Genomic DNA, 22,353 nt, shown 5'->3' on the forward strand with positions numbered 1-22,353 from the left:
TTATGCGCTCGCGCGTCGCGCCGCTGCCTGAGTGATCCGGTCGAACATGACTCCGAGCAGTACGATGGCGAGTCCCGCCGCCAGCCCCTTGCCGTACAGCTCTCCCTGCGAGAATCCGGCCACGACGTCGTAGCCGAGGGCGCCCGCGCCTACCAGGCCGCCCACCACAACCATCGACAGCACGTAGATCAGGCCCTGGTTGGTCGCGAGCGTCAGGGCACTGCGTGACATCGGCAGTTGAACCTTGGTGATGATCTGCCAGGTGTTGCACCCGGCGGAGGTGGCCGCTTCCACGGTGGTCTCGGGCACGGCCCGGATCCCGTCCGCGATGATCTTCATGGCGACGGGGGCGCCGTAGACGATCGCGGCGACGATGGCCGTGAAGCGGCTGGCGCCGAACAGTGCGAGGAACGGCACCAGATAGACGAACGGCGGCATGACCTGGGCCGCGTCCAGGCTGGGCCGGATCAGCCGGTCCACCATCATGCTGCGCCCCATCCAGACGCCGAAGACGATGCCGAGCACCATCACCAGCACCGTGGCGACGAGCGTCGAGGCCAGCGTGGTCATGGCGTCCGACCACAGGCCGGTGCCGACCAGCAGGCCCACGCACACGGCCGTGGTGACCCCGGCCTTCCAGCCGCCGAGCACCACGCCGAGCGCGACCAGCACCGCGCCGACGAGCCACCATGGGGAGTCGGTGAGCAGCGTCTGGAACGGGTTGAGCAGGCCGTTGGTGATGACGTCGCGGATGGCGTTGGTCAGGCCCGCCAGGTTGTCCTGCGCCCAGTTGGTCGCGGTGTCCGCCGCGCTCGCGATGTGGCTGCCGACGGTGCCGTCGCCGGGGAAGTCGGCCGCCCACACGTAGGTGTGCGAGAGGTAGATCAGGACAACGGTGACCGCGGCGCCGGCACCCAGCAGGGGCCGGCGCCACTTCGCGAAGCTGTGCTTGGAGTTGCGTGCGTTCTCCTCGCGTGCGGCGGCCGCGGTCGTGACCCGGTCCAGGACGATCGCCATGACGACGATGGCGAGGCCCGCGTTGAAGGCCGTGCCGACGTCGAGCGACTGCAGGGCCTGGATGACGACCGGGCCGAGGCCGGGTGCGTTGATCAGGGCCGCGATGGTCACCATGGCCAGGGCGGCCATGATGGTCTGGTTGACGCCCATCACGACGGTCCGCTTGGACATCGGCAGCAGGACCTTCAGCAGCGACTGGCGGCGCGTGGCGCCCAGCGAGTCCGCCGCCTCCACCGTCGTCGCCGGCACGTTCCGGATGGCGTGCGCGGTGATGCGGATCGCCGGCGGAGCCGCGTAGATGACGGTGGCGATGGTGGCGGAGGCACCGCCGATGAGGAAGAACAGGGTCAGCGGTGCCAGGTAGACGAAGGTCGGCATCGTCTGCATGAAGTCCAGGAACGGCGTCATGATCCGGTTGAACCGGTCGGACAGCCCTGCCCACACCCCCAGCGGGATCGCGAATAGCAGCGCCACGAAGACCGCGGAGAGGGTCAGCGCCAGGGTGTCCATGCTCGGCTGCCACAGGCCCTGCAGCCCCATGAAGGTGAAGCCGGCCACGGCCAGCAGCGCAACCCGCCAGTTGCCCACGGCCCAGGAGACGTAGCCGACGAGGCCGACGACGCCGAGCCAGCCGATCTGCGGGACCGGGCGGGCGCCGGAGGGCTGGGAGATCAGGTGCTGGATGAAGGTCACCAGGTTGTCGATGACCAGCCGGATCTCGTTGAAGAAGTACAGGAAGAGCGGGTTGGAGTTGCGGTTGGCGCCGATGGAGTCGTTGAGGTCGTTGAGCCACCGGTGCAGATCGGTGAGGTCGGCCGCCGCCAGGGACAGGGTCTCCTTGCCGCGCAGCACGGCGAACAGCACCAGCCAGACGACCAGGACGGCGCCGACCACCATCGGCCGGCCGACCTTGCGTGTCCCTTTGGCGGGAGCGGCCGGTTCGGCCGTCCCCGTCTTCTCGGGTTTCTCGATGGCGACGGTCATCACGCGCCGCCTTCCTGCCCGGCGACCACCGCGAGGATCTCCTCGTCGCCGACGATGCCGAGCAGCTTGCCGTTCTCGACGACCTTGACCGGCTTCTCGGCCGCGAGGACGGCGCGGGTGGCCTCGCGTACGACGACGTCCGGCCCCAGCTCGGGCCCGTCTAGGGCGTCGCCGGGCTCGGCGGGACGCATGATCCACCGCAGCGTGAGCACGTCGCCGCGCGGCACGTCCTTGACGAACTCGCGTACGTAGTCGTCGGCGGGGGCGCCCACCAGCTCGTCGCCGGTGCCGCACTGGACCATCTTGCCGTCGCGCATGATCAGGATGCGGTCGCCCAGCTTGAGCGCCTCGGAGAGGTCGTGGGTGATGAACACCATGGTCTTGCCGACCTCGTGGTGCAGCCGGATGACCTCGTTCTGCATGTCGCGGCGGATCAGCGGGTCGAGCGCGGAGAACGGCTCGTCGAAGAAGAGGACGTCGGGGTCGCCGGCCAGGGCCCGGGCGAGGCCGACGCGCTGCTGCATACCGCCGGAGAGCTGGTCGGGGTAGGAGTTCTCGTAGCCGGCGAGGCCCACCAGCTCGACGACCTCCAGGGCCCGCTTGGTGCGTTCGGCCTTGCTCATGCCGCGGATCTCCAGGCCGAAGGCCACGTTGTCGACCACGCGGCGGTGGGGCAGCAGCCCGAAGTGCTGGAAGACCATGGAGAACTTGCGGCGGCGCAGCTCGCGCAGGCGCCGGTCGTCCGCCTCGCGGATGTCCTGGCCCTCGAAGACGACCTCGCCGGCGGTGGGTTCGATCAGCCGGGTCAGACATCGCACCAGCGTGGACTTGCCGGAGCCGGACAGGCCCATGACGACGAAGACCTCGCCCGGCGCCACCTCGAAGTTCACGTCGCGCACGGCGGCGGTGCATCCGGTGCGCTCCATGAGCTCGCGGCGGGAGAGACCGCACAGCTCCTCCGATCCCGGCACCCGGTCGGCCTTCGGCCCGAACACCTTCCACAGATTGCGCACGGATATGACCGGAGTGGCGTCCGAGTCCTGGGGTGTGCCGCGCCGCTGCGGCACCTCGGTCTGTGTTGGGGTCACGATCGACCTCTTTTCGGCGTTCAGCCGCGGAACCAGTGCTGCGGCCGGGGGTGGATGTTCTGCCAGATGTGTTTGGGCTCTCGGTACTCGTTCAGGCCGGTCGGCCCCAGCTCCCGGCCCACGCCCGAGTGCCCGAAGCCACCCCATTCCGCTTGCGGCACATAGGGGTGGTAGTCGTTGATCCACACCGTGCCGTGGCGCAGCCGCCGGGCGACCCGCTGGGCCTTTCCGGCGTCCTGGGTCCACACGGCTCCGGCGAGTCCGTACTCGGTGTCGTTGGCGATGCGTACGGCGTCGTCCTCGTCGGTGAAGCGCTCGACGGTGAGGACGGGGCCGAAGGACTCCTCGTGCACCACGCGCATGTCCTGCCGGCACTCGTCGAGGACGGTCGGCGGGTAGTAGTGGCCGTTCGCGAGGGCGGGGTCGGTGGGCCGCTGCCCGCCGCAGCGCAGTACGGCGCCCTCGGCGAGGCCGGCCGCGACGTACGCCTCGACCTTGTCCCGGTGCTGGGCGGAGATCAGCGCACCGGTCTCGGCCTCGGGGTCGAAGGGTCCGCCGAGACGGATCTGCCGGGCGCGGCGGACGACCTCGTCGACGAGGCGGTCGTGCAGGCAGTCCTCGACGATCAGGCGGGCGCCGGCCGAGCAGACCTGCCCGGAGTGCAGGAAGACGGCCGTGAGGGCGAAGTCCACGGCCGTCTCGAAGTCGGCGTCGGCGAAGATCACGTTGGGGTTCTTGCCGCCGAGTTCCAGCGCCACCTTCTTCACGGTGGCGGCGGCGGTGGCCATGATCCGCTTGCCGGTCTCCAGGCCGCCGGTGAAGGAGACCATGTCGACGGCGGGGTCCTCGCAGAGCGGGGCGCCGACCTCGGGCCCGGTGCCCAGGACGAGGTTGGCGGCGCCGGGCGGGAGCCCGGCCTCCTCCAGCGCCCTCATCAGCAGGACGGAGCTGGAGGGGGTCAGCTCACTCGGTTTGAGGACGATCGTGTTGCCCGCGAGGAGCGCCGGGGCGACCTTCCAACTGGCCTGCAGCAGCGGATAGTTCCACGGGGTGATCAGTCCGCACACGCCGACGGGTTCGTAGACCACGCGGCTGACGGCGTCGTCGCGGCCGGTGTCGATCACCCGGCCGGCGTCGGTGCCGGCGAGCCCGCCGTAGTAGCGGAAGCAGGAGACGACGTCGGCGATGTCGTACTCGCTCTCCACCAGCCGCTTGCCGGTGTCCAGCGACTCGGCGCGGGCGAACTCCTTGGCGTCGCGCTCGATCAGGTCGGCGGTGCGCAGCAGCAGTGCGCCGCGCTCACGCTCGGGGGTACGCGGCCAGGGGCCGAAGTCGAAGGCGCGCCGGGCCGCGGCGATCGCCGCCTCGGTGTCGGGGCGGGTCGCCTCCGAGACCGTCGCGACCGGCGTGCCGTCCGCCGGACAGCGGATCTCCCGGTGACCACCGGCCACCGCGGCCCGCCATTCTCCGTCCACATACAGATCTGCCACTGCCGCGCCCTTCGAAAATTCGTTGCGCATTGTGCACTGTATTGCTTGTGGTGGAACACCCTGGCCGAATGTACGGACACCCGTCAAGGGGTCTGCATATCCCGATTCGGCCACCGCGACGCCGCTCCACCGGGGGTGTCAGCCGCCCAGCCGGTCCAGCACCTTACGACGCCAGCGCTCCGTCTCGGCGATCTGATTGAAGGTGAAGAGGTGCAGTCCGGCCACCCCTGCCGACGGCCGGGTGAGCGCCTGCGCGCCGCGGGCGAGCAGTCGCTCGGGGTCGTATCCACCGGGTGCCGCGAACCGCAGGAACCAGGAGACGTGCCGGGTGAGAAAGCGGGTCGACTCCCCCACCCCGATCTTCGTCGCCATGGACAGCAGCTTCGCCCGCTGCACGGGCCCGGCGACGCCCACGTGAACGGGGAGTGTCACATCGCGGCCCCGTATCCGGGCGACCCAGTCGCCGAGCGCGCGCGGATCGAAGCACAGGTTGCTGACGATGTACGTGGCATGCGTCCGCTTGTCCCACATCGACTGGATGGTGACGTCGTCGTGGATGAGCGGATGGCTCTGCGGATAGCCGGTGATCCCCAGGTCCGCGAAGGGGCTGCCCAGCTCGCTCAGTCTGCGCAGCACCGGCAGGGCTCCGTCGTACGGTCCGGCCGGCGGGTCGGCGTCACCCGCCGGTACGAAGAGGTCGTCGACCCCCGCCGCCCGCAGCCGCTCGGCGACGTCCTTGAGGTGCGCGTCGTCCCGCAGCAGCCGCGCGGGGACGTGGGGCACGACGCGGTAGCCGTGCGCCGCGAGCCGCTCGGTGAGGCCGAACGTGGGCTCCAGCCCCTTGACCGGCGACGCCGTGACCGTGACCACGACGTCGCGGGGCACATGGGCGAGGACCTTCTCCTCCGTCGCCCTCGCCGGCAGCACCTCGTAGCGGACCCGGGTGAGCAGCGCCCGCAGGGCCTCGGCGCCCACCGGCTACCCGGCCTGCTTCTGGGCGTCGCGGTGCCGGTAGTACGCGGCCTTGGAGGGCTCCAACGGCTCCTTGCCGAGGATGAGGTCGGCCGCCTTCTCGGCGATCATCATCACCGGCGCGTAGATGTTGCCGTTGGTGACGTACGGCATCACCGAGGCGTCCACCACGCGCAGCCCTTCCACGCCGTGCACGCGCATGCTCGTCGGGTCGACGACGGACATCTCATCGGTGCCCATCTTGCAGGTGCAGGAGGGGTGCAGGGCCGTCTCGCCGTCCTTGGCGACCCAGGCGAGGATCTCCTCGTCCGTCTCCACGGAGGGGCCGGGCGAGATCTCCCCGCCGTTGTAGGGGGCGAGTGCGGGCTGGTTGAGGAGCCTGCGGGCCACCCGGATCGCCTCGACCCATTCGCGGCGGTCCTGCTCGGTGGAGAGGTAGTTGAAGCGCAGCGCCGGGTGTTCGCGCGGGTCCTTGCTCTTGATCTTCACCGAGCCGATGGCGTCGGAGTACATGGGCCCGACGTGGACCTGGTAACCGTGGCCGCCGGCGGGCACGGAGCCGTCGTAGCGGACCGCGATGGGCAGGAAGTGGAACATCAGGTTGGGGTAGTCCACGTCCTCGTTGCTGCGGCAGAAGCCGCCGGCCTCGAAGTGGTTGGTGGCGGCCGGTCCCTTGCGCAGGAGCCACTGCAGGCCGATGAAGGGGGCCCGCCACTTCGCCAGGTACGGCTGCATGGAGACGGGCTGCTTGCAGGCGTACTGGATGTACACCTCAAGGTGGTCCTGCATGTTCTCGCCGACGCCCGGCAGGTCGTGGACGACGTCGATGCCGAGGGCGCGCAGCTCCTCGGCGTTGCCGACCCCGGAGAGCTGCAGCAGTTGCGGGGAGTTGATCGCGCCGCCGCAGAGGATGACCTCCTTGGCCCGGACCTGCTGGAGGGCGCCCTTGCCGCGCTGGAACTCGACACCCACGGCCCTCTTGCCCTCGAAGAGGACGCGGGTGACGAGGGCGCGGGTCTTCACGGTGAGGTTGGGCCGCTTCCTGGCGGGCTTGAGGTACGCCTTCGACGCCGACAGGCGCCGGCCGCGGTGGACATTGCGGTCGAACTTGGCGAAGCCTTCCTGCCGGTAGCCGTTGACGTCGTCGGTGGGCGCGTGACCCGCCTCCTCGGTGGCCTTGAGGAAGGCGGAGAAGAGCGGGTTGGTGGCCGGGCCGCGCTCCAGCACGAGGGGGCCGTCGTGGCCGCGGAACTCGTCGTCCGGGTCGGCGGCCAGACAGTTCTCCATCCGGCGGAAGTACGGCAGACAGTGGGCGTAGTCCCAGGTCTCCATGCCGGGGTCGGCCGCCCAGCGCTCGTAGTCCATGGGGTTGCCACGCTGGAAGATCATGCCGTTGATGCTGCTGGAGCCGCCGAGCACCTTGCCGCGCGCGTGGTAGATGCGCCGGCCGCCCATGTGGGGCTCGGGCTCGGACTCGTACTTCCAGTCGTAGAAGCGGCTGCCGATGGGATAGGTCAGCGCCGCCGGCATGTGGATGAAGACATCCCAGGGATAGTCGGGGCGGCCCGCCTCCAGCACGAGTACCCGGTTGCCGGGGTCGGCCGAGAGCCGGTTCGCCAGTGCGCTGCCGGCTGATCCACCGCCGACGATGACGAAGTCGTAGTGCAGGAGAGCCATGGTGCCTCGTCTCGCTCGCGTCGTCGCTTGCGGGGATGCTAATACGGGTATCGCGATGCGCACCAGGTTGCGAACAACGCAACTTGTAAGATCTTTGTTCACACCGCGTTACTTGCCGCGGTGTTGTTTACTGCGCGTATAGTTCCGCTATGAGCAACTACAGTCCGGATACCGAAACGAACGGTTCACCGTCGGGCGGCGTGCAGTCCGTCGACCGGGCCATCAGCGTTCTGGAGATCCTCGCCCAGCGCGGCGAGGCGGGCGTGAGCGAGGTGGCCGCCGAGATCGATGTTCACAAGTCGACCGCGTTCCGTCTGCTCGGCGCCCTGGAGGCGCGCGGTCTCGTCGAGCAGGCGGGCGAGCGCGGCAAGTACCGGCTCGGTTTCGGCATCGTACGCCTGGCGGGCGCGGTGACGGGACGCATCGACATCACCCAGCAGAGCCGTCCGGTGTGCGAGCGCCTGGCCGAGGAGATCGGCGAGACGGTCAACATCGCGGTGATGCAGGAGCACTACGCGATCAACCTCTACCAGGTGCGTGGCCAGTCCGCCGTCACCGCGCACAACTGGGTCGGCCAGCTGACTCCCCTGCACGCCACCTCCAGCGGCAAGATCATGCTGGCCCATCTGCCGGCCCAGGAGCGCGCCGCGCTGGTCACGGAGGCCGGCCTGAAGAAGCTGACCCCGCACACGATCTCCTCGAAGGCGAAGCTGGAGAAGAATCTCGCCGAGGCCCGGGAGCGCGGTTACGCCTGGACGCTGGAGGAGCTGGAGATCGGGCTGCACGCCATGGCCGCGCCGATCCGGGACCGGGATGGCCAGGTCATCGGGTCGATCAGTGCCTCCGGGCCGTCGTACCGGTTCACCGAGGAGCGCATGCACGAGCTGGCTCCGGTGCTGGTGAAGGGCGCGGAGGAGATCAGCCATCGCATGGGGTACCTGGGCTGAGCGCACACAGTACGACCGCCGCAGGGCCCGCGTTCGCCCCCCGCGCGGGCCACGGGCGCCCTCCTCCGGCTCACTCCGGCTGCTGTGTGCCGAGCCGCTCGTGCACCCAGTCATGGAAGGCGCCGATGTGGTGCTCGCTGGGCACCAGCACACCGCCCTTGGCGTACAGCCGTGAGCTCATGCCCGGCTGGGTGCGCTCGCAGGCGTCGAAGTCCTGGCGGTTGACCCGGTCGAAGAGTTCCACGGACCGGCCGACGTCCTTGCCGCTCTCCACCACGTGCGGGAGATAGAGCCAGTCGCACTCGACGACGGTGCGGTCGACGGCGACCGGATACATCCGGTGGAAGATCACGTGGTCGGGCACCAGGTTGATGAACACCTGCGGCTTGACGGTGATCGCGTAGTACCGGCGGTCCTGGTCCGCGGAGACTGAGGGGATGCGGTCCAGTCCCTCGGTGCCGTCGACGGTGAAGCCCTGGACGTCCTCGCCGAACTCGGCTCCGTGGCCGACGTAGTACTGGGCGGCGTATCCGTCGGCGAACTCGGGCAGCACCTCGGTGAGTTCGGGATGGATCGTGGCGCAGTGGTAGCACTCCATGAAGTTCTCGATGATGAGCTTCCAGTTCGCCCTGACGTCGTAGACGATCCGCCTGCCCACCGCGAGGTTGTCGATGTCGTAGCGCTCGATCGACTCGACGTCGCCCAGCCGCTCGACCACGGCCCCGATCACGTCGTCTTCGAAGGAGGGCGGGTCCTCCGCGAGGCACACCCAGACATAGCCGAGCCATTCGCGCACGGCCACACTCACCAGCCCGTACTCGGTGCGGCCGATGTCGGGCATCTTGGTGAGGTTGGGCGCCGCGACCAGCTTGCCGTCCAGGCCGTAGGTCCAGGCGTGGTACGGGCACTGGAAGGCCCGCTTGACCTCGCCGGAATCCTCGGTGCAGAGCTTGGCTCCGCGGTGCCGGCAGACGTTGAAGTAGGCGCGGATCGAGTCGTCCCGGGCTCGGGTGACGAGGATGCTCTCGCGGCCCACGTCGACGGTACGGAAGGCGCCGGGCTTCGGCAGGTCCGCGGCCCGGGCGACGCAGAACCACATCGACTCGAAGATGCGCTCCTGCTCCAGGGCGAAGACTGCGGGGTCCGTGTAGGCGGAGCCGGGAAGGGTGGCGATGAGGCTGTCCGGCAGGTTTGTCGAGGTCAACGCTGCACTCCTCGGAAAACGTCGTGGAAGGATCAGAGGTCGCCGGCGCGGTGTCGCGATGCCGTGGCGGTGAACTGCTTGCGCCAGCGGGTGAACAGCCGCGGCTGGTTCATCCCGAGCGCGGCGACCGGCCGGTCGGCCCGCCGGTAGACGGCCAGGAAGCTGCGGTCGTCGGTGGAGCCCTCCTCGACCGTCACACTGTCGGCCCCGGCGGCGTGGCCGACGAACTGGATCTTCACGCCGTACTGGTCGGACCAGAAGTACGGCGGCCGTGGGACACCCGGTTCCGTGGCACCGTGCGCGAGCAGCGTGGCCACGGCGGCGTCGGGCCGTTCCAGTGCGCCGGTCCAGTGCTCGACCCTGCGGTGGATTCCGGTGTGCGGGTCGTACCAGTTGGCGCAGTCGCCCACGGCGACCACCCCGGCCAGGCTGGTGCGCCCGTCGGCGCCGCACTTCACGCCGTTGTCGAGCGCGACGCCGGACCCCTGAAGCCACTCGACGCAGGGATGCGCGCCGACCCCGACGACGACGGTGTCGGCGGGCACGGAGCGGCCGTCCTCCAGCAGGACGGCATCGACCCTGTGCTCCCCGCTCAGCCCCTTCACCCCGACCCCGCACAGCAGCCGTACGCCGTGGTCGGCGTGGAGGGCCGAGACGACCCGGCCCATCGCCTCGCCGAGCGGTCTGGCCAGCGGTGTCGGCGCCGCCTCGATCACGGTCACGTCGAGGCCGAGGGCGTACGCCGTGGAGGCCACCTCGGCGCCGATGAACCCGCCGCCGATCACCACCAGCCGTCCGCCGCGGGCGAGGTCGTCCCGCAGGGCGCGGGCGTCGTCGACGGTGCGCAGCACGTGGACCCCGGCAAGTCCCTCGGTGCCGGGCAGGGTACGGGCGGCGGCTCCGGTCGCGATGACCACGCCGTCGGCGCGGATCTCGCGGTCGTCGGCGAGCCGGATCGCCCGCTCGGTGCGGTCGAGCCCGGTGGCGCGGACCCCGAGCACCCACTCCGCCCGGAGTTCCTCGTCGTCCCGCTCCAGTGCCAGGTCCGCCTCGCCGACGGCACCGGCCAGGAACTCCTTGGACAGCGGCGGCCTGTCGTACGGGCGGTGGGGCTCGTCGCCGATGACGACGAGCCGGCCGTCGTACCCGCGCTGCCGCAGTGAGCGCGCCGCCGACAGACCGGCCAGCGACGCGCCCACCACGGCGACGGTCCTCACGCGGGGCCTCCGGCGAGGCGGGCGGCGACGCACGGCGGCAGGTTGGGCGCGTCCGTGGACAGCCGGACGTAGACCATCCCGTCCTCGACGACGACCTCGTGGGTGCGGACCGGGAGCTTGGCCGGGGGTGCGTCCACGGCTCCGGTCCTGAGGTCGAACTTGGAGGCGTGCAAGGGGCATTCGACCTCGCAGCCCTCCAGCCAGCCGTCGGCGAGCGAGGCGTCCTGGTGGGTGCACGTGTCGTCGATGGCGAAGAGCTCGCCGTCGTCGGTGTGGAACACCGACACGGGCGGGTCGATGTCGAGCCGTTGGGCCTCGCCTCGCGGCAGATCCGCGAGACGGCACGCGGGAATCATCATGACACCTCGGTGCGTATAACGAAACGGATTGCGATTGACGCAACGCCAGTCTGCGGGCCGTTCTGAAGCGTTGTCAAGGCGTCCACAGGCCGGGTTCTGCACGGTCCGACGACGGTCTTCGAGGCACGCCGAAGCGACCTCGAAAGCGCAGGTGAACAAGGGGGACACGGCCTCGCCGGGTACGACGACGACCCCGACCCGGTGCCGTCCACGAGGTCCGTCACCGGGTCAGGGCCGCTCGCTGAGCCGACGCGGTCAGAAACCGCGGTCGATCCACTCCTGGAGATGCGGCGCCTCGGCACCGACGGTGGTGGTCTCCCCGTGGCCGGTGTGCACGACGGTGCCCTCCGGCAGGCCGAGGAGCCGGTCCCCGATCGAGGTGATGATGGTGGGGAAGTCGCTGTACGACCGTCCCGTCGCCCCCGGCCCGCCGGCGAACAGCGTGTCGCCGCTGAAGAGCGCGGAGAGGTCCGGGGCGTGCAGACAGACGGCTCCGGGGGCATGGCCCGGGGTGTGCAGCACGGTCAGCTCGGTACCCGCGACCGGGATGCGCTGCCCGTCGGCCAGTTCGCCGTCGGGCAGCCGCTCGGGATGGGTCTGTTTCCACAGCGGCAGATCGTCGGTGTGCAGCAGGATCGGGGCGCCGGTCCGGTCGGCGAGTTCGGGCGCGGCGTCGATGTGGTCGTTGTGGGCATGCGTGCACACGATCGCCCGCAGGGTGCGTCCGCCGAGGGCCCGGACGATTGCGTCGGCGTCATGGGCGGCGTCGATGACGAGCGCCTCGTCGTCGTCCCCCACGATCCACACGTTGTTGTCGACGTCCCAGGTGCCGCCGTCCAGCGAGAACGTCCCCGAGGTGACGAGGTGTTCGATACGGGCGCCGGTCGTCACAGGACCACCACCGAGCGCAGGACGTCGCCGTGGTGCATGCGCTCGAAGGCCTTCTCGACCTCGTCCAGGGCGATGGTCTCGGTGACGAAGGCGTCCAGGTCGAGGCGGCCCTGCAGATAGAGGTCGATGAGCATCGGGAAGTCACGGGAGGGCAGGCAGTCCCCGTACCACGAGGACTTCAGCGCCCCGCCCCGGCCGAAGACGTCCAGCAGCGGCAGCTCCAGCTTCATCTCCGGGGTCGGCACACCGACCAGCACCACGGTCCCGGCGAGATCGCGGGCGTAGAAGGCCTGCCGGTAGGTCTCCGGACGGCCCACCGCCTCGATGACGACGTCGGCGCCGAAGCCCCCGGTCAGCTCACGCACCGCGTCGACCGCGTCGGTCTCCTTGGAGTTGACCGTGTGGGTCGCGCCCAGCTTCGCGGCCGTGGCCAGCTTGCGATCGTCGATGTCCACGGCGATGACCTTCGCAGCGCCCGCGAGCTTGGCCCCGACGATGGCCGCGTCCCCCACGCCGCCGCAGCCGATGACCGCCACGGTGTCACCGCGCCCGACGTTGCCGGTGTTGATGGCCGCGCCGAGGCCCGCCATCACCCCGCAGCCCAGCAGTCCGGCGGCGGCCGCCGACGCGGCCCGGTCCACCTTGGTGCACTGCCCGGCCGCGACGAGCGTCTTCTCGGCGAAGGCGCCGATCCCCAGCGCCGGCGACAGCTCCGTGCCGTCGGTCAGGGTCATCCTCTGCTTCGCGTTGTGCGTGTTGAAGCAGTACCAGGGCCGCCCGCGCAGACAGGCCCGGCACTGTCCGCACACGGCACGCCAGTTCAGGATCACGAAGTCACCGGGTGCCACGTCGGTGACCCCCTCGCCGACAGCCTCGACCACCCCCGCCGCCTCGTGCCCCAGCAGGAACGGGAAATCGTCGCTGATGCCGCCCTCGCGATAGTGCAGATCGGTGTGGCACACGCCGCAGGCCTCGATCTTGACCAGGGCCTCACCCGGGCCGGGGTCGGGCACGACGATCGTTTCCAGACTGACAGGGGCGCCCTTGCTCCGCGCGACGACCGCTCGGACCTGCTGAGACATGGCCACTCCTCGGCTGACGAGAGGGACGAGACGTTGCCTAATGCGGTACGCATCTCGTGTTTCGCAACACAGCATCGCGGAGGCCGAAGCAGCGGTCAAGGATCCGTCAGGCGGTAGACGCAGACCTGCGGGGCAACGGGCTTACGGCCCAGCCGGTTGCTCCGCCCGCCGAGGGGTCGGGCGGAGCAACCGTGCACATCGACGGAGCAGCCTCAGCGTGCGGCTCGTCCCCGCCCCCGGCGCTCAGCCGGTGCCGGAGGGGTGGCAGCGGCCGCCGGCCGTTCGAACGCCCGTGAACCTCAACCCAACTGGGCTGGAATCCCCGTCTTTTGAGAGGGGGAGGATGTCAAAGCTACGTCGATGTCGCGCTCCCCTGCCGGCGGCCGAGGCCTACCGCGTGATCGTCCCCTACCTCCGCGGTCACCAGAGTGGCGCCTTCTCAGAAGGCGGAGTTGGCGAACCAGTGGGCCAGCAGCTGCTCGTCACCCTCGTGGGCGAGGGCCTCTGCCTCGTAGGGCAGCCGGCCGTAGACGAGCAGGAGCAGGTCGGCCGCGGTTCCCTCGACGGTCGCATCAACGGCGGCCGATGCCGGGTGGGCCGTGTCGAGCCCGAAGCCGTCGGGCCGCAGTCGGACGACCCAGGCATCGTCCCCGTCGGTCGCGCGGAAGCGGATGGTCCTGTCGGGGCCGCGCAGGTCGGCCACCTTGGGGGCGAAGAAACCGGCGAAGGGCAGATTGACGAGGAACTCGTCGATCCCGTCGACCGCGACCGGGCGGTCGATCGCGGGCCGGAGTCCGAGTGCGAACTCGGCGTCGGTTCGGTGCAGCAGGGTCTCGAAGAGCATCCGGCGGGCCCAGAACCGGGCGTACTGGTCGGCGCCCCATGCCCACATCGGCAGGTCCGGGTCGGTGGCCGCGAAGGCGTCCGCGGCCACGGTCGCGCTCTCGGCCAGCCAGTCGGCGTATCCGTCCTCCTGGTCCGGGAGCCGAAGGTCCACCTCACGGGTGCGCGGGGGTTCCTGGATACGCGCCCGCAGCAGGACCGAGAACCAGCGCTGGACGCTGCCGGTGTGCTTGACCAGGTCGGCCAGCGTCCAGCCCGGACAGCTCGGCACCGCTGTGGCCAGGTCGGCGTCCTTGACCGCCGCGACGAACCGGGCGGTCTCCGCCGCGACCGCCGCGCGGTGATCGACCGAGGTGAAACCGGGCTCGTGCCCGGTGTGGTCAGACGTCTTCATCGTGACGTGCCTTTCGGAGAAACCGCGGGTTCAACCGGACGGTCGGCCGATGACGGCCTTGTCGTGGCTGAACCCGTCGTTGGACACAGGTGCTGTGCCGGCCCCGCCCGTGCGCAGGGCCGGCGGCGGTGCATGAAGCACGGTCACACGAGCTCGGCGTCGGCTTCCGTCTCTGCGGTCCCCGGCGTCCCGGAGTCGGCGGCCTTCTTCGACACGGGCGTACGAGGTGCATGTGCCGACTTGATGCCGAGGAGGGACACGGCGACCACCAGGCCGAAGGCCACGCCGGCGATCACGAAGCTTGTCGTGAACTGGCTCTCCTGGGGCAGAGCGGGCGCTCCGGCGGGAAGCGGGATGGTCTTCGACGCCAGGAGTGAGGTGATCACCGCGCTGGCGACGGCGCTGCCGACCGAGCGGGAGATGGAGTTGATGCCGTTGGCGATGCCGGACTGGTGGGCGGGGACGCTGGCGACGATGAGCGCCGGCATGGCTGCATAGCCGAAGCTGATCGCCAGGCCGATGACCATGCCCGCGCCGATCACCGACGCGGTCGTATCGTGCGCGACGCTCAGCCAGGTGAAGCCGAGCACTCCGAAGCCGGCCCCGGCGGCCAGGGTGAAGCGCGCGCCGAGCCGGCGCACCAGTACGCCGCCGAACTGGGCGCCCGCGAGCGAAACGAGTGTGGTCGGAAGCAGATACACGACGGACGCTTCGAGCACGGAAGCGCCGAAGCCGTAGCCCGCGATCTTCTCCGGCATCTGGACGAGGTAGGAGACGCCGATGAACTGGGCGAACATCGCGAACCCCAGCAACAACCCGGCCAGGTTGGTGAAGAGAACGGGCCGGTGGGCGAACATCTTCATGTCCACCATCGGTTCCCCGACCCGGCTCTCGGTGATGACCCACACGACCGCCATGACGACCGCCCCGGCGAAGGAGCCGAGCGTACGGCCGGACGTCCAGCCCCACTCGTGCCCCTGCGAGATGGGCAGAAGCAGCAGCACCAGCAGCGTCGCCAGAGTGACCGCGCCCAGCCAGTCCGTCCGGCCTCCCGTCGTCGTCCGGGAAGCGGGCACCGTGAACAGCGCTCCCGCCAGCGCCACCGTCGCGAGCACCACCGCGAGCCAGAAGACCCGGTGGTAGTCGGGGTCGGAGCCGCGGGTGAGGAGCCCCGCGCCGACCAGCGCGAGCCCGCTGCCGAACGCGAGCGTGCCGCTGACCAGGGCCATGGCACCGTGCAGCTTCTCCGGCTTGATCTCCTCGCGCAGGATGGAGAGCGCGAGCGGGAAGATCGCGGTCGCCGCTCCCTGCATCACGCGGCCGACGATCAGCCACGTCAGCGAGGTGGTGGTGGCGGCGAGGACCGAGCCCGCGATCATCACGAGCAGAACGCCTACGAGGGTGGGCTTCTTGCCGTGCTGGTCGCCGAAGCGGCCGAGCAGCGGGGTGAAGACGGCGGCCGACAGGAGCGTGGCGGTGGTCACCCAGCTGACGTTCGCGGTGGTGGCGTGCAGGTCGCTCTGAATGATGCCCAGGATCGGGACGACCAGGGTCTGCATCATCGAGACGACCATCGCGGCAAGGCCTAGCACCAGGACGATCGCGGTGTCCGCCGAGCGCCGTCCGGCCGCCGTGTGCTGTTCGTGAGACACGGAATCTCTTCCCTCAGTGAGACTTCGACGAACTACTTCAGAACATCGAAGCTTGAGAACTTCAAGTAATGGGCGAGACCGTAGCCGTCAATATTTGAGATCGTCAAGTTTCCGGGGGTAAGGTGCCCAGCATGACGGCACTCCCCCGCGTCACCCCCGCCCAGCTCATGGAGCTGCTCTCCGTGTCGCTGGCTGCCTACTACGGCGACTTCACGGTCGCCGCCGCGAGCGAGAACCTCACGGCCAGCCAGGGCAAGACACTCAATGTGCTGCGCCGGGGGCCCGCCTCCATGAGCGTGCTGGCCACCACGCTGACCTGCGACGCCTCCAACATGACCGGGATCATCGATCGGTTGGAGAAGCGCGGCTTGGTACGCCGTGAGCCCAGCCCCTCCGATCGGCGCGTCAAGAACGTCCTCCTCACCGCGGAGGGCGAGCAGGTCATCGACGTGATCCGCGGGAAGATGAACAACACGCTGGCCGGCCTGAACAGGCTCAGCCAGCAGGAGCAGGACACCCTGTACGCGCTGCTGGAGCGCGCCTTCACCGCGCAGGCCGCGGCTGCCTGACCCGGCGGCTCACCAGGGACGGCGAGCCGCCGAGTACCTCAGCCCCCTCCTCAGGTGCCGTCAGGCTTGCCCGGACCGGGGACCTTACGGAAACGGAACGGCTCCGGGTCGCGGCCGGGCTGGATGAACCAGCACTCCCCGGTGCCGTCTCCGGTGACGATCCGCAGCACCGTGTCCGCCACGACCTGCGCCGGGATGACCGGCAGTCCCTGCTCGGAGAGCATGTCGCGCAGCGGATCGATGATCCGCGACTCGGCGAAGCCGGGGCAGACGGCGTTGAAGCGCACGTTCTCCGGCGCAAGAGCCGGCCCCAGCGAGCGGGTAAGTCCTACGACCGCATGCTTGTTGGCCGCATACAGGGGATCGAGCGGTACGGCCGCCAGGCCCGCCAGGGACGCCGTCGCCACGATCGTGCCTCCACCGCGGGCCCGCAGCGCCGGCAGCACCGCATGGGTGCCGAAGACCACGCCGTCGAGGTTGGCCCCCATCGCGCGACGGTAGCGCGCCAGGTCGAAGTCCTCGCCAAGGCCGCATCCGGTCGCCACCCCGGCGTTGAGCAACGCGATGTCGATACCGCCGCACTGCTCTTGGGCGAACTCCACCAGCGCGCGGTTGGCGTCGGGGTCGGAGACGTCACAGGCGCGGAAATGGCCGCCCACCATCTCGGCCACCTCGCGGCCGCCCTCGGCGTCGAGGTCCGCGACGACCACGCGCGCCCCCGCCTTCGCCAGCGCCAGTGCCGTGGCCCGGCCCAGTCCGCTGGCACCGCCGGTGACGACGGCCACCTTGCCCTGAAGCGCGGCACCGTCCGGCTGTCCCGGCCGTGCGGCGGCGTCGCTCTCGACGGCGGTCATGACAGCTCCAGGACGAGCTTGCCGACGTTCTCCCCGCGGAAGAGCATCCCCAACGTCTCGGGGAAGTCGTCCACGCTTCCCCTCACCACGTGTTCCTTGACCTTGATGCGGCCGGCTGCGATCCAGGCGGAGATGTCCTGCGCGGCCTGCGCGTAGCGCTTGGCGTAGTCGAAGACGACGAAGCCCTCCATGCGGGCGCGGCGCACCAGCAGCGAGAGGTAGTTGGAGGGGCCCTTGACCGGCGTGGCGTTGTTGTACTGACTGATCGCACCGCAGACCACGACGCGCGCGTGCATCGCCAGTCGCGTCAGGGCGGCGTCGAGGATGTCACCTCCGACGTTGTCGAAGTAGACGTCGATGCCGTCGGGGGTCTCCCGGCGCAGCGCCTTCCTGACGTCCTCGGCGCGGTAGTCGATCGCCGCGTCGAATCCCAGTTCGTCGGTGAGCATGGCGCACTTCTCCGGCCCTCCGGCGATGCCCACGACCCGGCAGCCCTTGGCCTTCGCGATCTGACCGGCGATGGTGCCGACCGCACCGGCCGCACCCGACACCACGACGGTCTCACCGTCCTTCAGCGCCCCGACGTCCAGCAGACCGAAGTAGGCGGTCATGCCGGGCATGCCCAGTGCGCCGAGATACGTCGAGGGCGGGGCGAGGGAGGTGTCGACCTTCATGGCCCCCTTGCCGTCGGAGACCACGTACTCCTGGACGCCGAACGTGCCGACCACGTGGTCGCCCGGCTGGAAGTCGGGGTGGTTGGACGCGGTGACCTCGATGACCGATCCGGCGCGCATCACCTCGCCGATGCCCACCGGCGGCAGGTAGGAGGGACGGTCGTCCAGCCAGCCCCGCATCGCCGGGTCCAGGGAGATGACGCGCGTCCGGCCCGCGAACCGGCCCGGACCGGGCTCGTCGACGAGTCCTGAACAGTGCTCCCAGTCATCGGGTTTGACCTCGCCCACGGGGCGGGCTGCCAGACGGATCTGGCGGTTGGTCGCAGACATCGCGCCTCCTGTCGTTCACGGCTTCGCCGTAGGGTACCGACCAGTAGGTATGTCGGTGGGTGTGACGTTCACCACGCCCCGGGCCGCACTGTCGTGCACACGACCCCGAAACGTGATCCACGGTGGCCTTATGGGCATGCCAACCAGTCGGTATCGTGCGCCGCCACAGCCATCCCCTCCCCCGTCCACCCCCCGTCTCCCTCCACGGATCCGAGCCGCAGCGGAAGGCCATGCGATGACATTCGCCGACGATCACCGGTACCCGCCAGCAGAAACGGGGTGGCCGCCCCGTGTTGAGCCCCAGGGGTACGCACCCAACGCCCCTCGGTACGAGTCGTACGGGCAAACCCCTTGGGACGCACCGTACGGGCAGACCCCCTGGAACGCGCCCTACGGGCAGGCCTCTTGGGGCGATCCGTACGCGCACGAGGCTCATCGGCGCAGTGCCGACCTAGCCGCCCTGCGTTCGGCCTACCGCCTGCTCCGCCGGATCTCCACGCTCACGGCGCTCGGCTCCTTCGTGGTGTACGTCGTGCTGTCCTGTTACGCGCCCGGCCTGATGGGGGCCAGGATCGCCGGGGAGCTGAGCCTGGGCATGGCCCTGGGGGTCCTTCAGCTCGTCGTCACCTTCGCGGCGGTCTCCTGGTACGGACGCAGCGCACGACGCTCGGTGGACCCCTTGGCCCGCGCCGTCAGAGAGCGGGCGGTCCCCGCCGGCCGGAACACGGGGATGGCGAGATGACCGACTTCAGCACCGGGACGCAGGCCACGGTCCTGATCCTGTTCACCACGCTGGTCACCGTCACGCTGCTGATGTGCGTGATGGCGGGACCGGACCGCGACGACCTGACGAACTTCTACACCGGCTACCGCTCGCTCACCCCGTTCAAGAACGGCCTCGCGATCGCGGGCGACTACATCTCCGCGGCCACGGTGCTGAGCACCACGGGCATCATCGCGCTCGCCGGATACGACGGGTACGTCCTCGCGGTCAGCACGGCCCTGTCCCTGGTACTGCTGATGTTCCTGCTGGCCGAACCCCTGCGCAACGCCGGCCGGTTCACCATGGGCGACGTCCTGGCCCGCAACATGCCCGGACGGGCCGTGCGTATCGCGGCCTGCGTGGTGACGCTTTCGGCGACCCTGCCCTTCCTGGTCGTCCAGCTCTCCGGCGCCGGGTCTCTGCTCACCTTCATCCTGAACATCCCGCACGTGGCGGGCGCAAGGACGGTGTGCATCGTCATCGTCGGCAGCCTGATGATTATCTACGCGGCGCTCGGCGGTATGCGGGGCACCGCACTCATTCAGATGATCAAGATCGTGATCCTGCTCGGCACCAGCGTCGTCGTCGCCGCTCTGGTGCTGCACCGCTTCGACTGGAGCCCCGGCGACGTCCTCAGGGCGGCCCAGCACGGCAGCGGCGCGGGCCCCGCCTTCCTCCAGCAGGGCCTTCAGTTGGGCACCTCGCCCATGGACCGGCTGGACTTCGTCGGTCTCCAGATCACCGTGGTCCTCGGCGTGGCCTGCCTGCCCCACATCACGATGCGCCTGTACTCCGCGCAGGACGTGCCCGCCGTACGTCGCTCCATGTCGTGGGCGGTCGGCACGGTGACCACGTTCTGCCTGCTCGTGATCATCATGGGTACAGGCGCGGCTGCACTGGTGGGATCGCGGTACATCACCGCGGCCGACCCGCAGGGCAGGACCTCGGTGCTCATGCTGTCGCAGGTGCTCGGCGGAGCCCCCGGCTCCGCAGGCTCGACGATTCTCTACTCGGCCGTGGCGGGCATGGTGTTCATCACCCTGCTGTCGTCGGTCGCGGGGATGACCCTGGCCGCGGCCTCGTCGCTCGCCCACGACCTGTTCGCCCACGCGGCGCGCCGGGGACAGGCCGAGCCGCGCACGGAGATGGCGCTGGCGGCGTGGACGAGCGTGGCCCTGGGGACCGTTGCCATCGGGCTCGCCACCCTGGTCCAGAACTGGAACGTCGGCGTGCTGACCACCCTGGCCATCTGCATCGGGGCATCGGCGGTGGCACCCGCGCTCACCTACTCCCTGTTCTGGCGGGGATTCACACGCACCGGCCTGCTCGCCACCCTCTACGGCGGCGCGGCCTGCGCGCTGCTGCTCATGTCACTCTCCAAGGCCGTTTCGGGCACGCCGTCCGCCGTCTTCCCGAACGCCGACTTCGACCTGTTCCCCATGCAGTCCACCGGACTGGTCTCCATCCCGTTCGGCTACCTGACGGGATGGCTGGGCAGCCGATGGGACCACCGGCGCCGCCCCGCCGTAAGCCACGAGAACCAGCAGCTGTACGAGGAGAGCGAGGCCCGGCTGCTCGCCGCAGCCGAATGACCATGTCGGCGAAGGCGGACCGCACGAACGGCCTCGGTGCCGGCGCTGTGGTCCGCCAGGGGCCCAAGTCCCGTCGCACGGTGTCGCGATGCTGCCGCGAGAACCTCGTCCGCTTCTGCACCGGACACCGCTCGGAAGCCTGTTCCGCCGGGCCTCGCAGCAGTGTCCCCAGCTCGCGTGCCGCCAAGGCCCAGCTGAGTTCCACCGCGGTGTCCGGAGCGTCCAGGCTGGTGCCGGTGAGCTGCTCGAAACGGCGCAGCCGGTAGCGGACGGTGTTGACATGGACGTGTGCGCTGCGAGCGACTTCGCGGATGTGCCGTCCGCGCGGGCTGCTTGCAGAGCCTGCCGGCGGCGCGGAAGGAATGGTGAACCGCGGCCAGGTCCGTCGGTGGGCCCAGCCCCGCCGTCACCTCCAGACCACCGGTCTCCGGCTTTGCCTCGACGACTCCGGCGACAGCCTCGTCCAGCACGGTGAACAGCGCGCCTCGGCCGCTCCTGCGGCCGTGGGACTCCAGGGAGCGTTCCAGCGCATCCGGACCGACGTTGCCGTCCGGTGCAGCTCTGATGGCCCGGTACGGCCGCGACAGGTCCAGTCCGTAGATCGCCGCACCGCTGTGGATCTCCGCCGCGCTCAGCGTCCCGTGGAGCAGTCCACGCAGAAAGTCGGCGCGGCGGCGGGCGTCGGACAGGGCGGAGGCGACCTCCGCCTGCCGGTGGACGGCGGCGATCTGCAGGCTCGCGACGTCCGCCAGCTCCCACAGGCACTTGGTGCGGTCGACGATGAGGCCGGGGTCCAGCCCGCGTCGGGTCGCCTCGGCGAGGAACAGATCCCGTATCGCGCTCAGCGCCCGGCGGAAGGCGCGGAGTCCGTCGCTGAGCGGCACGCCGCGGCCGCACGGTCACGGGCCACATCGGCTTCGTCGAAGTCCTCCGGCTCGGGCACCGTCCCCGCTCTCACCACCGTGAGAGCTCGCTGGAAGCACACGCCGATGCCTGAGCCCCGGCACACCGCGACCCACCCGGTCGGCCTCCTTACCGGACGGCACGTACTCGTCGTCGGAGCGGGCACTCGCCCCAGCGACGATCCGAAGGCCCCAATGGGCAACGGGCGAGCGGTCGCCGTGCTCGCCGCCCGCGAGGGAGCCGCCGTGGCCTGCGCCGACGTCTCCCCTCCGCCGTGGCAGCCACTGCCGCCCTGGTCGATGAGGAGGGCGCCCGTGGCCTGCCCGTGGTCGGTGACGCCACAGATCCCGGCCAGTCGTCGGCCATGGTCACCGAAGCCCTCCGCGAACTCGGCTCGCTCGACGCACTCGTGGTCTACGTCGGGATCGGCCTCGGCGCGGGCCTGGCGGAGACCTCACCGCACCAGTGGGAGCGTGTGCTCTCGCTCAACCTGAGCGCCCCCCTCTTCGCCGCCAAGTACGGACTGCCCGCGATCGCCGACGGAGGATCGATCGTCTTCATCGGTTCCGTTGCCGGATTGCGCGCGGCCACCGACTCGCCCGCCTACGACAGTTCCAAGGCAGGCCTGTTCGGTCTCACCCGTCATGTCGCCAAGGAGGGTGCGCCGCGCGGGATCCGCGCCAACCTGGTCGTCCCCGGCCTGATCGACACTCCGATGGGCCGCGAGGCCTCCGCCCGGAGAGCCTCGCGGCCCACCTCGTTCACCCGCATACCGCTCGGGCGCCAGGGCACCGCCTGGGAGGTGGCCGAAGCCGTGACCTTCCTGTCCCGGTGGTCAGGGCATCGACCGG

18 protein-coding genes and 3 pseudogenes are annotated in these 22,353 nt (G+C 70.1%); 5 read left to right on the plus strand and 16 right to left on the minus strand.

What is annotated here, in order from left to right; translation table 11 throughout:
- From ACFYZZ_RS20345 to betA, 5 genes are all read right to left on the minus strand, one after another.
- Complete coding sequence (locus ACFYZZ_RS20345; protein ID WP_389177569.1) at nucleotides 1–2,001, minus strand: ABC transporter permease; 2,001 nt, start codon at nucleotides 1,999–2,001, stop codon at nucleotides 1–3.
- A complete protein-coding gene (locus ACFYZZ_RS20350) occupies nucleotides 2,001–3,089 on the minus strand; it encodes a glycine betaine/L-proline ABC transporter ATP-binding protein (RefSeq protein WP_389177571.1) in 1,089 nt (362 codons plus the stop codon). The genes ACFYZZ_RS20345 and ACFYZZ_RS20350 overlap by 1 nt, the downstream gene beginning before the upstream one ends.
- A 20-nt stretch (nucleotides 3,090–3,109) precedes the next feature.
- Complete coding sequence (locus tag ACFYZZ_RS20355; RefSeq protein ID WP_389177574.1) at nucleotides 3,110–4,579, minus strand: aldehyde dehydrogenase family protein; 1,470 nt, start codon at nucleotides 4,577–4,579, stop codon at nucleotides 3,110–3,112.
- A gap of 138 nt (nucleotides 4,580–4,717) precedes the next feature.
- Complete coding sequence (locus ACFYZZ_RS20360; protein ID WP_389177577.1) at nucleotides 4,718–5,554, minus strand: 5,10-methylenetetrahydrofolate reductase; 837 nt, start codon at nucleotides 5,552–5,554, stop codon at nucleotides 4,718–4,720.
- Between the two features lie 3 nt (nucleotides 5,555–5,557).
- Nucleotides 5,558–7,228, minus strand: coding sequence for a choline dehydrogenase (gene betA, locus ACFYZZ_RS20365; protein WP_389177580.1), 1,671 nt, complete (start codon nucleotides 7,226–7,228; stop codon nucleotides 5,558–5,560).
- Between the two features lie 149 nt (nucleotides 7,229–7,377).
- Here betA and ACFYZZ_RS20370 point away from each other — a divergent pair, with 149 nt between their 5' ends.
- Nucleotides 7,378–8,175 (plus strand): IclR family transcriptional regulator, encoded by a 798-nt coding sequence (locus ACFYZZ_RS20370; RefSeq protein WP_389177583.1) that lies wholly within the window; start codon nucleotides 7,378–7,380, stop codon nucleotides 8,173–8,175.
- Nucleotides 8,176–8,245: 70 nt separating this feature from the next.
- On the opposite strand, the gene ACFYZZ_RS20375 is transcribed toward ACFYZZ_RS20370, so the two are convergent.
- The 7 genes from ACFYZZ_RS20375 to ACFYZZ_RS20405 form a co-directional block, all read right to left on the minus strand.
- Complete coding sequence (locus ACFYZZ_RS20375) at nucleotides 8,246–9,379, minus strand: aromatic ring-hydroxylating dioxygenase subunit alpha (protein ID WP_389177586.1); 1,134 nt, start codon at nucleotides 9,377–9,379, stop codon at nucleotides 8,246–8,248.
- A gap of 32 nt (nucleotides 9,380–9,411) precedes the next feature.
- Entirely contained in the window at nucleotides 9,412–10,596 is a 1,185-nt protein-coding gene (locus ACFYZZ_RS20380; RefSeq protein ID WP_389177589.1) for an NAD(P)/FAD-dependent oxidoreductase, read from the minus strand.
- Nucleotides 10,593–10,955 carry a bifunctional 3-phenylpropionate/cinnamic acid dioxygenase ferredoxin subunit gene (locus tag ACFYZZ_RS20385; protein ID WP_386575325.1) on the minus strand — a complete coding sequence of 121 codons (363 nt, stop codon included), beginning with the start codon at nucleotides 10,953–10,955 and terminating at the stop codon, nucleotides 10,593–10,595. Before ACFYZZ_RS20385 ends, ACFYZZ_RS20380 begins: the two co-directional genes overlap by 4 nt.
- 255 nt (nucleotides 10,956–11,210) lie before the next feature.
- Nucleotides 11,211–11,846, minus strand: a complete 636-nt coding sequence (locus ACFYZZ_RS20390; protein ID WP_389177592.1) for an MBL fold metallo-hydrolase — start codon at nucleotides 11,844–11,846, stop codon at nucleotides 11,211–11,213.
- Nucleotides 11,843–12,928: an S-(hydroxymethyl)mycothiol dehydrogenase gene (locus ACFYZZ_RS20395; RefSeq protein ID WP_386575322.1), complete on the minus strand. Its 1,086-nt coding sequence runs from the start codon at nucleotides 12,926–12,928 to the stop codon at nucleotides 11,843–11,845. Before ACFYZZ_RS20395 ends, ACFYZZ_RS20390 begins: the two co-directional genes overlap by 4 nt.
- A gap of 439 nt (nucleotides 12,929–13,367) precedes the next feature.
- Nucleotides 13,368–14,165: a maleylpyruvate isomerase family mycothiol-dependent enzyme gene (locus ACFYZZ_RS20400; protein ID WP_389177595.1), complete on the minus strand. Its 798-nt coding sequence runs from the start codon at nucleotides 14,163–14,165 to the stop codon at nucleotides 13,368–13,370.
- A gap of 143 nt (nucleotides 14,166–14,308) precedes the next feature.
- Nucleotides 14,309–15,817 (minus strand): MFS transporter, encoded by a 1,509-nt coding sequence (locus ACFYZZ_RS20405; protein WP_389177598.1) that lies wholly within the window; start codon nucleotides 15,815–15,817, stop codon nucleotides 14,309–14,311.
- Between the two features lie 131 nt (nucleotides 15,818–15,948).
- Between ACFYZZ_RS20405 and ACFYZZ_RS20410 the strand changes: the two genes are divergently transcribed.
- On the plus strand, nucleotides 15,949–16,386 hold the full coding sequence (locus tag ACFYZZ_RS20410) for a MarR family winged helix-turn-helix transcriptional regulator (RefSeq protein ID WP_389177601.1): 438 nt from the start codon (nucleotides 15,949–15,951) through the stop codon (nucleotides 16,384–16,386).
- A gap of 50 nt (nucleotides 16,387–16,436) precedes the next feature.
- On the opposite strand, the gene ACFYZZ_RS20415 is transcribed toward ACFYZZ_RS20410, so the two are convergent.
- Both ACFYZZ_RS20415 and ACFYZZ_RS20420 read right to left on the minus strand, forming a co-directional pair.
- Nucleotides 16,437–17,240: an SDR family oxidoreductase gene (locus tag ACFYZZ_RS20415; RefSeq protein WP_389177603.1), complete on the minus strand. Its 804-nt coding sequence runs from the start codon at nucleotides 17,238–17,240 to the stop codon at nucleotides 16,437–16,439.
- Nucleotides 17,237–18,244, minus strand: coding sequence for an NADP-dependent oxidoreductase (locus tag ACFYZZ_RS20420; protein WP_389177606.1), 1,008 nt, complete (start codon nucleotides 18,242–18,244; stop codon nucleotides 17,237–17,239). The genes ACFYZZ_RS20415 and ACFYZZ_RS20420 overlap by 4 nt, the downstream gene beginning before the upstream one ends.
- A 235-nt stretch (nucleotides 18,245–18,479) precedes the next feature.
- Here ACFYZZ_RS20420 and ACFYZZ_RS20425 point away from each other — a divergent pair, with 235 nt between their 5' ends.
- Entirely contained in the window at nucleotides 18,480–18,986 is a 507-nt protein-coding gene (locus ACFYZZ_RS20425; RefSeq protein WP_389177609.1) for a DUF485 domain-containing protein, read from the plus strand.
- On the plus strand, nucleotides 18,983–20,599 hold the full coding sequence (locus ACFYZZ_RS20430) for a cation acetate symporter (RefSeq protein WP_389177612.1): 1,617 nt from the start codon (nucleotides 18,983–18,985) through the stop codon (nucleotides 20,597–20,599). Before ACFYZZ_RS20425 ends, ACFYZZ_RS20430 begins: the two co-directional genes overlap by 4 nt.
- Nucleotides 20,600–20,789: 190 nt before the next feature.
- Here ACFYZZ_RS20430 and ACFYZZ_RS20435 read toward each other — a convergent pair.
- Nucleotides 20,790–20,963, minus strand: a pseudogene (locus ACFYZZ_RS20435) (helix-turn-helix domain-containing protein); the annotation flags it as partial.
- Nucleotides 20,956–21,483: pseudogene (locus tag ACFYZZ_RS20440) on the minus strand (hypothetical protein); the annotation flags it as partial. The pseudogenes ACFYZZ_RS20435 and ACFYZZ_RS20440, both read right to left, overlap by 8 nt.
- Nucleotides 21,484–21,776: 293 nt before the next feature.
- On the opposite strand from ACFYZZ_RS20440, the pseudogene ACFYZZ_RS20445 reads away from it, so the two are divergent.
- A pseudogene (locus tag ACFYZZ_RS20445) lies at nucleotides 21,777–22,268 on the plus strand (SDR family NAD(P)-dependent oxidoreductase); the annotation flags it as partial.
- Between the last annotated feature and the right edge of the window lie 85 nt (nucleotides 22,269–22,353).

The sequence above is a fragment of the Streptomyces sp. NPDC001816 genome, assembly GCF_042892235.1.
Lineage (GTDB): Bacteria > Actinomycetota > Actinomycetes > Streptomycetales > Streptomycetaceae > Streptomyces.

Coding starts and splice junctions, on each gene's coding strand:
- ACFYZZ_RS20345 (WP_389177569.1), bottom strand. CDS start 2,001: ATGACCGTCGCCATCGAGAAACCCGAGAAGACGGGGACGGCCGAACCG.
- betA (WP_389177580.1), bottom strand. CDS start 7,228: ATGGCTCTCCTGCACTACGACTTCGTCATCGTCGGCGGTGGATCAGCC.
- ACFYZZ_RS20370 (WP_389177583.1), top strand. CDS start 7,378: ATGAGCAACTACAGTCCGGATACCGAAACGAACGGTTCACCGTCGGGC.
- ACFYZZ_RS20385 (WP_386575325.1), bottom strand. CDS start 10,955: ATGATGATTCCCGCGTGCCGTCTCGCGGATCTGCCGCGAGGCGAGGCC.
- ACFYZZ_RS20395 (WP_386575322.1), bottom strand. CDS start 12,928: ATGTCTCAGCAGGTCCGAGCGGTCGTCGCGCGGAGCAAGGGCGCCCCT.
- ACFYZZ_RS20400 (WP_389177595.1), bottom strand. CDS start 14,165: ATGAAGACGTCTGACCACACCGGGCACGAGCCCGGTTTCACCTCGGTC.
- ACFYZZ_RS20410 (WP_389177601.1), top strand. CDS start 15,949: ATGACGGCACTCCCCCGCGTCACCCCCGCCCAGCTCATGGAGCTGCTC.
- ACFYZZ_RS20415 (WP_389177603.1), bottom strand. CDS start 17,240: ATGACCGCCGTCGAGAGCGACGCCGCCGCACGGCCGGGACAGCCGGAC.
- ACFYZZ_RS20420 (WP_389177606.1), bottom strand. CDS start 18,244: ATGTCTGCGACCAACCGCCAGATCCGTCTGGCAGCCCGCCCCGTGGGC.
- ACFYZZ_RS20425 (WP_389177609.1), top strand. CDS start 18,480: ATGACATTCGCCGACGATCACCGGTACCCGCCAGCAGAAACGGGGTGG.
- ACFYZZ_RS20430 (WP_389177612.1), top strand. CDS start 18,983: ATGACCGACTTCAGCACCGGGACGCAGGCCACGGTCCTGATCCTGTTC.